This is a genomic window from Yersinia fenwicki, assembly GCF_043099325.1.
Classification (GTDB): Bacteria; Pseudomonadota; Gammaproteobacteria; order Enterobacterales; family Enterobacteriaceae; genus Yersinia.
Genome location: NZ_CP170755.1, coordinates 1,259,363 through 1,272,848, shown reverse-complemented (window position 1 = coordinate 1,272,848; position 13,486 = coordinate 1,259,363). Strand labels below are relative to the sequence as shown.

Here is a 13,486-nt window from a genome sequence, read left to right as displayed (position 1 = left end):
CTATGCCGCTAACCAACAATTCAATTACCTCGAAACCGCAAGAAATTGCTGCTATCGACCTGGGATCCAACAGTTTTCATATGGTCATTGCCCGCGTCGTCAACGGCGCGTTGCAGGTTTTAGGGCGTCTGAAGCAGCGCGTGCATCTGGCTGATGGTCTGGATAGCAATAATATGCTAAGTGAAGAAGCCATCGAGCGAGGTCTGGCTTGCCTGGCCCTGTTTGCAGAGCGTTTGCAAGGTTTCTCACCAGACAATGTCTGCATCGTCGGGACGCATTCACTGCGGCAAGCGGCGAATGCAGAGACCTTCCTCAAGCGCGCCGCCGAAGTCATTCCTTATCCGATCGAAATTATCTCGGGTCAGGAAGAAGCGCGTCTGATTTTCATGGGAGTCGAACATACCCAGCCCGAAAAAGGTCGTAAACTGGTGATTGATATCGGTGGTGGTTCAACCGAGTTGGTGATTGGTGAAGATTTTGAACCTCTGTTGGTTGAAAGCCGCCGTATGGGGTGTGTCAGTTTTGCACAACAGTTTTTCCCACACGGCGAAATCAGTAAGATAAACTTTAAGCGCGCCCGCCTGGCTGCTGCACAAAAGTTGGAAAACCTTGCCTGGCAATACCGTATTCAAGGCTGGCAATATGCTCTGGGTGCGTCCGGCACCATTAAGGCCACCTACGAAGTATTGGTGGAAATGGGCGAGAAGGATGGGTTGATCACCCCAGAACGCCTCGAAATGCTGGTTGATCAAGTGCTGCAATACAAACATTTCTCTGCACTAAGCCTGCCGGGATTATCGGAAGATCGCCAATCGGTATTTGTGCCAGGTTTGGCTATCTTGTGCGGTGTGTTTGATGCGCTAGCAATCAAAGAGTTACGACTGTCCGATGGTGCATTGCGTGAAGGCGTGTTGTATGAAATGGAAGGCCGTTTCCGTCATCAGGATATCCGTCAGCGCACGGCTAAAAGTTTGGCCGAACACTATAATATTGACCGGGAGCAAGCCCGTCGGGTACTGGAAACCACCGAGCAACTTTATGCTCAATGGATGGCGCAAAATACTAAGTTAGTGCAACCGCAATTGGAAGCCTTGTTAAACTGGGCGGCCATGCTGCACGAAGTGGGGCTGAGTATTAATCATAGCGGGATGCACCGCCACTCTGCCTATATATTGCAAAATACCAACCTGCCCGGCTTCAATCAGGAGCAGCAATTGCTGCTGGCAACCCTGGTGCGTATGCATCGTAAAGCCATTAAGCTTGATGAGTTACCACGCTTGAATTTATTCAAGAAAAAGTACTATTTACCGTTAATTCAGTTATTACGCTTAAGCACGTTATTGAATAATCAGCGCCAATCGACCACCACACCGGAAACACTGCGACTGATAACTGACGATAGCCATTGGACATTGCGTTTCCCGGCGGGTTACCTGGCACAAAATAATCTGGTACAACTGGATTTTGAACGTGAACAGGCATATTGGGATGACGTGGTTGGCTGGAAGCTAATTATTGAAGAAGATGTAGCGGAAGAAGCCGAATCTGAGGCTGACAAAGCGTAATCAACTACACCCCGATGAACTTACATGAGTAAGTGATTCGGGTGAACGAATCCAACTAACACCGCTGCAATTTCAAGGACACAGGGTAAATATGAAGAGACGGCCATCGACCCAACTAACAAAAATCATCTTGCTGGTGAGCTTTCTCATTCTATTTGGCCGCTTATTGTTTGCAGGGATCGCCTCTATTTCTCATCATCAGGAGCGACGTGAAGCACAACAAGTTGAGTTGTCAGTGGACAGTGAGCTTCCTGGCCCGCATGAGACAGATGTTAGCCCCTAGATTTTCACACTCATGCGCTCGTTTTATACACACGGACATTACACATTATGCCAGTACCAATCATTCCGGTTTCGTTTTCTGCTGCGGCCAAAAAAACCTCTAAAAATAACGCGAAAAAACTGGCAGAAATACGCAATCGAATCCTATCCCTCTTATTAAATAATAAAGCTTTAGTAGATGGCATTCTTGGCCGTCAGGATGAGCGGGAAAAATTCAGTGATGAGCAATTAGCTGAACAAATTTTAGAAATCAAAACACTGCTCGACGATCTGCACGCCGCTGACCTTGCCGACTTACTCGAAGCCTTGCCCAACGATGAACGTTTGGCATTGTGGCGGTTAGTGAAAAATGAAAAACGCGGTCAAACGCTAGTCGAAGTCTCTGAAACAGTGTGGGATACGCTGATCAAAGAGATGAGCGATAAAGACCTGTTAAAAGCGATGCGCACCTTGCATGTCGATGAACAGGCTTATCTGGCTGAATACCTGCCGCGTAACTTGATGGGCCGCCTGTTAACGTCACTGGATCCGGATCAACGCGCTCGGGTACGGGAAGTTATCCAATATGGCCGTGATACTGTCGGTCAGATGATGGATTTCGAATTGGTGACGGTTCGGGCTGATGTCACCCTCGCCACCGTGCAGCGTTATTTGCGTTATCGGAAAAATATCCCCGATGCTACAGATAAAATCTTTGTTATTGATCGTAAAAATACCTTACTGGGCGAACTGCCGTTAACCGCCATTCTGCTCAATGCGCCAGATACCCAGGTATTTGAGGTAATGGAGAGTAACCCGACAACTTTCCAACCGGAACAGAAAGCAGAAGATGCCGCAGGTGCTTTTGAGCGTTATGACTTGATCAGTGCCGCCGTTATTGATGCAAAAGGCAAACTGATGGGCCGTTTGACCATCGAAGAGATCGTTGACGTGGTCAATGAAGAGAGCGACACCACCTTAAGGCGCATGGGGGGATTGAGCCCGGAAGAAGACGTGTTCTCCCCTGTGGGCCGTGCGGTTCGTACCCGTTGGTCATGGCTGGCCATCAATCTCTGCACCGCGTTTGTGGCCTCAAGAGTCATCGGGTTATTTGAAGATACCATCTCACAATTAGTGGCATTGGCCGCATTAATGCCAATTGTCGCCGGCATTGGCGGTAACACCGGTAATCAAACCATCACCATGATTGTTCGAGCCTTAGCGCTGCATCATATCCAGCAGGGTAATGTCACCTTCCTGATGTTCAGAGAGTTAGGTGTTGCGCTGATTAATGGTCTGGTGTGGGGTGGGATTATGGGGGTGGTCACCTATCTACTCTATGGCGATCCGGCCATGGGCGGCGTGATGACGCTGGCAATGATACTTAACTTGTTAATGGCGGCACTGATGGGCGTCATTATCCCGATGACCATGGCTCGTTTGGGTCGAGATCCGGCAATCGGTTCCAGTGTCATGATCACAGCTATTACCGATACTGGCGGTTTTTTCATTTTTCTGGGACTCGCCACTCTATTCTTAGTTTAAGAATTATGATAATAAACAAATAATTAATTAAGCATAGAACCAGAAAATCGCAACCATCCATGCTTAGCTATACTAAACTACTGAATATAAGCGTTTTCAAATGCTGTATATTTTTATGTGATGGATTCCCCGTCATAATTAAAATGATGCGAGCAAAATAAGGTGTTCTATGGATCTCAGCGCGGCCGAAAAACCGGCTCCTGACAATAAAACTATTCTGCACATTACTATCATTAGCATAGTGGTGTTTTTGCTCGCACTATTTTGTATTCGCCTTTCTGAGCAATCAGAAAATCTAGCCCCATTATGGTTCCCAACCGCAGTATTGATGGTGGCATTATTTCACCATCCCTTACGCTATTGGTCGTGGCAATTATTGGCCGCAGGGATATGTATTATCACTGCCAATTTTATTTTATATGGCATCAGCTGGTTTCCCCTGCCCCTGACCTTGATAAACCTTACTGAAGCAGCTGCTGGCGCGTGGCTACTGCGTAAACTGTTATACCCCAAAGACCCGCTTAATAGCCTCTTCAGTTGGCTCAAATTCTCGGTCTGTACCGTGATTCTGGTTCCCCTGATCAGTGGGGTAGCTGCAGCATGGTATTTGGCTCCCCAAAACGGCAACTTTACCCAAGTACTGACCGTATGGTTTATGTCTGAAGCCATCGGCATGTTGTCGCTGGGGCCTGTTGGGCTACTTTACCGGCGAGGTTATTTTAATATTACCAACAAAACGAAAGCGCTGTTCGACATGACATGGATGATGATAGTGTCACTGTCAGCTTGTTATATCGGTCTAATGTATCTGCCATTTCCCTTTACTTTCATTATCATGGCATTGATTTGGGCCTCGATTCGGTTGCCTCGTTTTGAAACCTTTACTATCTGTTTTCTGGCCACATTGCTGATTGCGATGATGATCAATTTCAATCTGTTTACACTTCAGGCTGATACCAAACTGTCAGTGCAGGCATTTTCCTTTATTCCACTATTGATGGTACTGATTCCGCCTCACGCCATGGCGATGGTGATGCACGCCTTTCGCATGGAAAAAGAGCATATCGTTGAAAGTGAGAACCGCTTTCGTAATGCCATGGAATACTCGGCTATCGGGATGGCATTGGTATCGCCGGAAGGTAAATGGATGCAGGTCAACCAAGCGCTGTGCAAATTACTAGGCTACCGTCAGGAAAGCTTGCTTACCCTGACCTTTCAGCAAATAACTCACCCGGAGGATCTCTCCGCCGACCTGAAGTTGCTCGATGATTTGTATCATGGCCACATCCCCAGCTATTCGATGGAAAAACGCTATGTCCGCAGTGATGGCGAGGTCGTGTGGGCGCTACTGGTGGTCAGTGTGGTGCGAGACCATCAGCAACAACCGCTCTATTACATCTCACAGGTCGAAGATATTAATGATCTGAAAAAGAGCGAGATAGTAAATCGCCGCCTGATGGAGCGCATTACGCTGGCTAACGAAGCCGGTGGGATCGGTATCTGGGAGTTAGATATCAGAAAGCAGGTGATCAGTTGGGATAAACGGATGTATGAGCTTTATCATGTCCCGCTCAATACCTACGTTGATGATACAGTCTGGCAGCAATACATTCACCCGGAAGATATCAACCGAGTGAAACGTGAATACAGTGCAGTCCTTACTAAACGTCAACCGTACCAGCTTGAGTTCAGGCTATTGCTGGCCAATGGCGATATCGTCCATTTGCGTATTCAGGCCAATATGATTTGCGACAAGAATGGCAATATTCTGCGCCTGATTGGTACCACGCTGGATATGACAGAAATCAGAAATCTGACTGAAGCCCTGCATGAAGAGAAAGAGCGATTACACATCACTCTCGATTCCATCGGCGAGGCTGTGGTGTGTACTGACCAGGAAATGAAGATTACCTTTATGAATCCGGTCGCGGAGAAAATGACCGGTTGGGCTAATACTATCGCACTGGGACAGCCCGTCCAGCATATTATTAAGCTGACCAACGGCGTAGATGGGCCAGAAATTGATAATCCAATAGAGCATTGTCTCACTCATCGCCCTTACTCTTCGTTGAATGAGTCAATCGTATTGCATCATCGCGACGGGCCGTATTACGACATTCAAGAATCTGTCGCGCCACTGAAAACACTGGAGGGAACGATTGTCGGGGCAGTTCTGGTGTTCCAGGATGTCGGCGAATCTCGCGCCATGATGCGTAAACTCAGCCACAGTGCGTCGCACGATAATCTTACCGGCCTGCCAAATCGCGCCAATTTTGAAAATAACCTGAAAGCAGCTATTCAGAAAAGCATCGATTTTGACCAACAACACGCGCTGGCCTTCCTTGATCTGGACTATTTCAAAGCGGTTAACGACACCGCCGGGCATCCTGCGGGTGATGCACTGCTCAAAGAGCTCAGTCAATTAATGCGCCAGCATCTGCGCAACAGTGATTGTGTTGCACGTCTGGGTGGCGACGAATTCGGTCTACTGATGCTCAATTGCACCTTGCCTCATGCCAAAGCTATCACCCAAAGTCTGGTCACCATGATCAATGGCTATCATTTCTATTGGGAAGATAAGCTCTACCGTATAGGTGCCAGTGCCGGTGTCACGCAAATCAGTAGCAGCAACAGTCAACGCAGTGAAATCATGGAGCAGGCTGATATCGCCTGTTATACCGCCAAGCACAGCGGGCGCGGGCAGGTTTATCTCTACCAACCGAGGCAAAAGCTGCTGTTAGCTCGCCAGCACGAATTGCTGACTCGGGAAGATGTAGAAAATATTCTCAGTGAGAACCAACTGTTGCTACAGGTGACCCCGACGGCGCCGCCTAAAACGCCATTGGCCGTGCGCTTCTATCAGGTCACTTTCCAGATTGATCGACAAGACAATATCATTGTCAGCCAGTCTGCCTTCGAGGAGGCAGCGATGTTGTATAATTTGCAGCCGAAAGTCGATAGCTGGGTATGCGAGCAATTATTAGTTGATCACGCCCAGGCCATTCATCAGAAAGGGCTGGCACTGGCGATCCCACTGTCAGAGTTGGCGCTGCTCAAAGAGGATTTTCGTCAATCACTGCTCACGTTGGTACAACAGACCCTACTGCCACCGCACAGTCTGTATTGGATGGTAGATGAGTCTACATTGCTGCAATATCCGTTTGCGATTGGCAACTTCCTCGCCAAGCTGCAACAGTTGGGCTGCAAGCTCATCGTGAAAGAGTTTGGCCATAATCTGAATGATTTCGAATTATTAGCTGAGCACCACATTGATTACCTGAGATATGACAGTGAATTAGTCGCCCATATTCATGTTAATCAAATGGATGAAGTGCTGATAACCATTATCAATGGTACCGCACAACGAGCAAATATCGCCACACTGGCAGGCCCGATAGAGCTACCACCGACCCTGAGTAAATTGCTTGAGATTGGTGTTGATTTAGCCGATGGCGAAATGATTGGCCGCACAGAACCCTTATCTCAGGTACTTAACAGCGGCATCTCGTCATAAAATAACGCGATAAAATGGCCTGATATCCTGACTTGACGATTGCCCCACTGCCCACTCTAGGGTAAAGTCGCTCCCTTTTATTTGGCTTGGGGGCAATTATGTTCATTGGATTTGACTACGGCACAGCAAACTGCTCGGTTGCAGTGATGCGGGATGATGCTCCCGAATTGCTGGTGCTGGAGAATAATGACGTCTATTTGCCCTCAATGCTGTGCGCCCCTACCCGAGAAGCCGTGAGTGAGTGCCTGCACCGCCACTGGCAGGTGCCAACCGGTAGTGAGGAAAACCAGCAACTGTTACGCCGGGCCATAGCGTTCAATCGCGAAGAAGATATTCCGGTGACGGCTGACAGTGTGATGTTCGGCTTATCAGCGCTAGCTCACTATATCGAAGATCCTGAAGAAGTTTACTTTGTAAAATCACCTAAATCCTTCTTGGGCGCTAATGGATTGAAACCGCAACAGTTGGCGCTGTTTGAGGATTTAGTCTGTGCGATGATGTTCCATATTAAGCGCCAGGCAGAATCGGTATTGGCCGCAGAAATCAGCCAGACTGTGATTGGCCGCCCGGTTAACTTTCAGGGTTCAGGCGGCGAAGAAGCCAACCAACAAGCTGAAGGTATTTTACTGCGTGCCGCGCAACGCGCTGGTTTTCGCGATATCGCCTTCCAGTTTGAACCCGTAGCCGCTGGATTAGATTTTGAAGCCACACTAAAGAGCGAGAAAACCGTGTTAGTGGTGGATATCGGCGGTGGGACGACTGACTGCTCAGTGCTGCTGATGGGGCCTAAATGGCAAGGCCTGGCCGATCGCCAGCAAAGCCTACTAGGCCACAGCGGTTGCCGTGTCGGCGGGAATGACCTCGATATCATGTTGGCATTCAAGCAACTTATGCCGCTGTTTGGTATGGGCAGCGAAACCGAAAAAGGGATTGCGATGCCGTCGTTACCCTATTGGAATGCTGTTGCCACCAATGATGTTCCGGCCCAGAGCGATTTCTATAGCACGGTTAATGGGCGTTTCCTGCGGGATTTGATCCGTGATGCAGCTAATCCGCAGCAAGTAGAACGCCTGCTGAAAGTCTATCAACAGCGCTTAAGCTACCGCCTGGTGCGGGCCGCAGAAGAGAGCAAAATTGCGCTTTCTGAGCAACAACAGGTCGTTGCGGCACTGGATTTTGTGCAACCGGAGTTGAAGCAAAGTATCAGCCAACAGCAGCTCGCCGAGGCCATATCCCAGCCACTGCAACGCATTCAGGAGCAAGTCAGTCTGGCGCTAGCCACCAGCCACGTCACGCCGGATGTGATTTATCTGACTGGCGGTAGCGCTCGTTCCCCTCTACTACGCGCGGCATTACAGCAGCAATTGCCGGGTATTCCATTAGTGGGTGGCAATGATTTTGGCTCTGTTACTGCTGGATTAGCGAGGTGGGCGCAGACGCTGTATCGGTGATATTGATGGGGTGATTAGTGATTGATGATTAGTGATGGGTTCGGTTGTTAGAGCACCGGATCATTATTTCGGTTGATAGTCGTTCAGTGACCACTTAATCCCAGTCGCCTCAACCGAGCAGGAGGGCAAGCCGGCCCTCCTGCTCCTGCTCCTGCGTCTTGCGCGAAATATTACTGCTATTCGCAGTCCCCTTCGGCAGCCGTTGGCCTTATCGAGCCAGCGCGAGTCGCGTCCTGCTCCTGCGCGCTTTTCGCCGCCGTCCATGGCGGCTCACTCGGGCCATCGTCTTTGTCGGTAATATCCCTGATTGCGCTCAACATCAAAACCATAGCCCTTAGATTTTGATTTTCTCCTTTGACTTTCAAAGCATATTTGAGCAGCCGAGTGAAGAGTGTAGCAAGGGAAATCCGCCACGGACGGCGGATTTAGGCGTCATGAGCAGGGACGCGAATAAAGCCGTTCCGCTAGCGAAATGATGAGGGAGGGAACCCACGCAGTGGGCAGGCGATACGTGCGAAAGCGCGGGATTCCACAAGGGGGCCGCCGCCCCCTTTGGCGGTTGGTTCATCAGAAGTTAAGTTAACTCAGTTGCTCTAACAACCGTACCCACCCCCCAAATCACTTCCAACAAACTAAATAACGCCCACTTCCAAACAATTCTAATAAAAATAATCATAGTAATGTCGCCTTAATCACGATATTAAGGCCAAATTCCAAATCAGTCATAAAACCATCCGCCTTATTAAATTCTCACTATCTCTTACCCGACATTAATTCCGAATAATGGACATGCTTATTAACACCGCAGGCCACTATATTAGCGGCCAAGATGAAACGGCAACAAATATCCTTCATTGTAAAATCGGCCATTGGTGCCAAATAAATTAATGATTAAGCAATACCATTAACTGTCGTGAACTATTTCGGATTGGAGATTTATTATGAATATGACGATGAAAAAAAAACTGATTGTCACCTCTTTACTGGCCGCCTCGGTATTTGCCTCTACGGCAAATGCCTCAACAGGTACAATTAATGTTACCGGTTCAATTTCTGCAAGCCCATGTGTAGTAACCTCAACAGCTACAACAGTTAATATGCCGTTAATTACTAATGAGCAACTAGGCAACAGTGCTGGTGAGTTTTCCAAAGACTCTACTACAGACTTGACCATCAACCTCACTGGCTGTCCTGCTATCAGCCAGACAGCAACCGTAAAATTTAGCGGTAAAGCAGATACTGATAATATTGACGCGTGGAAACTGGCTGGTGTTGAAGGTGCTGCATTAGCATTGTTTGAAAGCGATGACGTTACACAAATCAAAATCAATACAAATGCCAAACCCCAAGATATGGCAAGCGCAACAAGCAAAGACCTTACATACAAATTAAAATATGTAAAAACCAGTAAAACACTTACAAGCGGGGATGCATCGGCTGCTGTTAATTACGAGATTACTTACAACTAACCCTCTCCCGCGCTAATACCTTTATTAGCGGTGTATTTGTTGTGTCTTTACTGCCCCGATATTTTATTCATCGGGGCAGTAACTTTTATTCTTTTTTGTTGCCACCAAGGCAAGACATTAATTTATTTAGAGAGAAAGATCATGTCGTGGTTGAAATCGTTATTCTTTATCGCCTGTTTAACCGGCGCGATGCAGTCAGCTCAGGCCGGTGTTGCGGTCGGCGGCACCCGAGTTATTTATGATGGTGCTAAAAAAGAAGCCACTTTATCCATTACCAATCAGGATAAAAACACCCCTTATTTAATTCAAAGCTGGGTCGATAATTTCGAGGCTATCAATAATAACAAAGTGCCGTTTATTATCACCCCGCCGTTATTCCGTTTAGATGGTCAGCAGGAAAGTAGCCTGCGTATTTTATTAGCTGGCGGCAATTTACCGCAAGATCGCGAGTCGGTGCATTGGCTGAATGTCAAAACCATTCCAGCCAGTAAAAAAGGTGATGGCAACCAGCTATTTATCTCAATTAAGAACCGCATCAAATTATTTTACCGCCCAGCAGGGCTAGCCGGTAAAGCCGCAGATGCCTATAAAGCCCTGCGCTTCTCGCGTCAAGGCATGCAATTGCAGGTGAGCAACCCCACTGCCTATCACGTCTCCTTCTATGCTCTGAAAGTGGGGAGCAGTGAAATTAAAGGCGCGCTGATGGTAGCCCCTCACGGCACTCTCACCGTTGACCTCCCCGAGGGCGCTATAGACTCGGTGAGTTGGCAGGCGATTAATGATTTTGGCGGCACTTCCGATGCTGCCACTGCCAGCTTATAACCCCAAATGATCACCATGACGCAGCGACATTCTGCTTTACCGCCCAACAGGTGGGCTTTAAAGCTGGCTATCCAGTTAGCGTTGGGATTGACCGCGTTATCAGCCCCTGCCTGGGCCGACGATTATTTCCATCCCGGTTCGTTAGAAATCAAAAACGCCAGTTATGCGGCGATTGATTTCAGTATATTCTCGCAATCCGGCGCGCAGTTACCCGGTACCTATCGGGTGGATATTTACCTTAACGGCCAGCAGATAGAGACGCGTGACGTTAGCTTTATTGCCGATAACGGCAGCTTATTGGCCGAAATCACCCCACAGCAACTGGCCGATTTAGGGGTGAAAGTAGCCGCCTTCCCCGCCTTGCAACAGTTGCCCGTAGATGTGCCACTGGCACAACTGGGCGATTTTATCCCAGCCGCCAGCAGCAGTTTTGATATTAATCACCAGCGGCTGGATTTAAGCATTCCGCAGGCGGCGCTGAACCGTGAGGCACGCGGCTATATTGATCCAAAACAGTGGGATCAAGGTATCCCCGCGCTGATGGTCAATTACAACCTGAGCGGTGCTAATAACCGGCAGGATAATCAGTCGGGCAGTAGCAGTAGTCATTTCCTCAACCTGCGCAGCGGGTTGAACTGGGGGCCGTGGCGCTTGCGCAACTATTCTACTTACAGCCAGAGCAGCAATGGCCAAGCGCAGTGGAATAACATTACCAATACCTTGCAGCGCGATATTCACGCCATTAAAGGGCAACTGACCTTGGGTGACAGCTATACCCCCGGCGATATTCTTAGCGGTGTGGCTTTCCGTGGCGCGCAGTTATCATCCGATGACAGTATGTTGCCTGATAGCCAGCGCGGTTTTGCCCCAGTCATTCGCGGCATTGCTGATAGCAACGCGCAAGTTACCATTCGTCAGAACAATAATGTGATTTACCAAACCTATGTGCCACCGGGGGCTTTCGCCATTGACGACTTGTACCCTACCTCTTCCAGTGGTGATTTGGAGGTCACCATCAAAGAGGCCGATGGTCGCGAGCGCAGCTTCAAACAGACTTTTGCTTCCGCGCCAATTATGCAGCGCGAAGGCAGCCTTAAATATGCCCTGAATGCTGGCCAATACCGTGGCGGGGGTAAAAACAGCCCCACTCCGCACTTTGCTCAGACCTCACTGGCCTACGGCATGCCGTTCGGCTTTACTCTGTATAACGGCTTATTGATCTCATCTGATTATCAGGCCGGTGCGCTGGGGATGGGGATTGGCTTAGGCCGTGTTGGTTCGGTATCCATGGATGTGACCCAAGCCAAAACCACCTTTGAAGATAGCACCACCCGTCAAGGGCAATCTTACCGGCTACAATATGCCAAAAGTTTTAGTGAAACCGGTACTAACTTCTCGCTCGGTAGCCACCGCTACTCCACCGAAGGTTTTTATGATTTCAGTGAAGCTAATCAACTGACCGGCGTGGGCAGCATTAACTCGCTGGGACGCAATAACAACTCTCAGGTACGTAGCAACAAGCGCAGCCGTACCCAGTTTCATATTAGCCAGTCACTGCATGATTTTGGCAGCCTGCATCTTTCCGCTTATCAGCAGGATTACTGGCAGCGCAAAGGCTACGAGCGCAATGCCACGCTGGGTTACAACGTGAATATCCACGGCATCAATTATGGGTTGAATTACAGCTTTAGCCAGACGCCGGGGCAACAACAAAACAGTCAACGCGTCAGCCTGAGTATCAATATTCCGTTGAGCAAATGGTTAGCTAATAGTTGGGCCAATTACAGTATTAACACCAGCAAAGGCGGGACGACCAGCCAACAGTTGGGCCTGAGTGGCAGTGCGCTCGATAATAATCTGAGCTACAACCTGCAACAAAGTCGCGCCAATCGCGGTGGTGGCAACAGCGGTAATCTGAGCAGCAGTTATAGCGGGGCTTACGGCCAGTTAAATGCTGGTTACAGCTACAGTGCGAACAGCAGTCAGTTGAACTATGGCCTGAGCGGCGGTGTGCTGGCGCATCCTTACGGTATCACCCTGTCACAATCCCAGAGCGATACCTTAGTATTAGTGCGCGCGCCCGGAGCCAGCGGTGTGGGCGTCGGCAATAGCCGCGGGGTAAAAACCGACTGGCGCGGCTATGCGGTGGTGCCGCATGCCACTCCATATCGCCAGAATAGCGTGGCGCTGGACACCCAAACTATGGGTGACAATATCGATATGGATATCACCAGCCAAAATGTGGTACCCACTCGCGGCGCGGTAGTGCTGGCTGACTTTACGCCACGCCTCGGTAGCCGGGTGCTGATTAACCTCAGTTATCAAGGTAAGCCAGTGCCGTTCGGTGCTATGGCCAGTTTGCAGGATGAGGCAGCCGACAGTGCCAATAACAGTATCGTTGGCGATGACGGCCAGGTGTACCTCAGCGGCGTGCCGGATAACAGCAATTTGCAGGTGCAGTGGGGCAATCAGGAAAAGCAGCAGTGTAGCGCGGCATTGACCTTACCAGCAGCAGAAACTGATATCACTTCGGCAGTGCGCATATTGGATGCGGTGTGCCGATAAATAAACTTAGTATGAGCTAATAAGTTATTAGCCTTGGTTAATAATAATCAAAGAACAATAAGATTTCTATGCAACAGAATTAAGTGGCCTATATGTAAAATATAATTTCTCGTTCTGCAATTGTTCTCTTATTTTGTAAACCTAAACAAATAGGTTCTGCGTCCGCCAGTGGCAATGTTATCAGGAAAACCATTAACATCACCGCCCGCTATTATCAAACTGAAAAAAAATTACCCCCGGTACCGCCAATGCTACTGCCACCTTTACTATGACTTATCAGTAATTAAAGCAGAT

Annotated in this window: 9 protein-coding genes; 8 read left to right on the top strand and 1 reads right to left on the bottom strand. The window is 48.9% G+C overall.

All coding sequences use genetic code 11. The features are described 5' to 3' along the window. Positions 1-2: 2 nt before the first annotated feature. The 5 genes from ppx (at position 3) to yegD (ending at position 8,336) form a co-directional block, all read left to right on the top strand. Entirely contained in the window at positions 3-1,565 is a 1,563-nt protein-coding gene (gene ppx / locus ACF3VQ_RS05850; RefSeq protein WP_392433780.1) for an exopolyphosphatase, read from the top strand. Positions 1,566-1,656: 91 nt separating this feature from the next. Next, positions 1,657-1,848, top strand: coding sequence for a YfgG family protein (locus ACF3VQ_RS05845; RefSeq protein WP_392433779.1), 192 nt, complete (start codon positions 1,657-1,659; stop codon positions 1,846-1,848). Positions 1,849-1,895: 47 nt separating this feature from the next. Next, positions 1,896-3,371, top strand: a complete 1,476-nt coding sequence (gene mgtE, locus ACF3VQ_RS05840; RefSeq protein ID WP_392433778.1) for a magnesium transporter — start codon at positions 1,896-1,898, stop codon at positions 3,369-3,371. A gap of 169 nt (positions 3,372-3,540) precedes the next feature. Next, positions 3,541-6,885, top strand: a complete 3,345-nt coding sequence (locus ACF3VQ_RS05835) for a diguanylate cyclase (protein ID WP_392433777.1) — start codon at positions 3,541-3,543, stop codon at positions 6,883-6,885. A 98-nt stretch (positions 6,886-6,983) separates the two neighbouring features. Further along, positions 6,984-8,336 carry a molecular chaperone gene (gene yegD / locus ACF3VQ_RS05830; protein WP_392433776.1) on the top strand — a complete coding sequence of 451 codons (1,353 nt, stop codon included), beginning with the start codon at positions 6,984-6,986 and terminating at the stop codon, positions 8,334-8,336. 176 nt (positions 8,337-8,512) lie between these two features. On the opposite strand, the gene ACF3VQ_RS05825 is transcribed toward yegD, so the two are convergent. After that, positions 8,513-8,659 (bottom strand): hypothetical protein, encoded by a 147-nt coding sequence (locus ACF3VQ_RS05825; RefSeq protein WP_392435778.1) that lies wholly within the window; start codon positions 8,657-8,659, stop codon positions 8,513-8,515. Between the two features lie 618 nt (positions 8,660-9,277). Between ACF3VQ_RS05825 and ACF3VQ_RS05820 the strand changes: the two genes are divergently transcribed. The 3 genes from ACF3VQ_RS05820 to ACF3VQ_RS05810 all read left to right on the top strand — a co-directional run bounded on the left by ACF3VQ_RS05820 (position 9,278) and on the right by ACF3VQ_RS05810 (position 13,192). Next, positions 9,278-9,805: a fimbrial protein gene (locus ACF3VQ_RS05820; protein ID WP_392433775.1), complete on the top strand. Its 528-nt coding sequence runs from the start codon at positions 9,278-9,280 to the stop codon at positions 9,803-9,805. A 141-nt stretch (positions 9,806-9,946) separates the two neighbouring features. After that, complete coding sequence (locus tag ACF3VQ_RS05815) at positions 9,947-10,627, top strand: molecular chaperone (protein WP_392433774.1); 681 nt, start codon at positions 9,947-9,949, stop codon at positions 10,625-10,627. A gap of 15 nt (positions 10,628-10,642) precedes the next feature. Continuing rightward, complete coding sequence (locus ACF3VQ_RS05810; RefSeq protein WP_392433773.1) at positions 10,643-13,192, top strand: fimbria/pilus outer membrane usher protein; 2,550 nt, start codon at positions 10,643-10,645, stop codon at positions 13,190-13,192. Positions 13,193-13,486 lie beyond the last annotated feature (294 nt).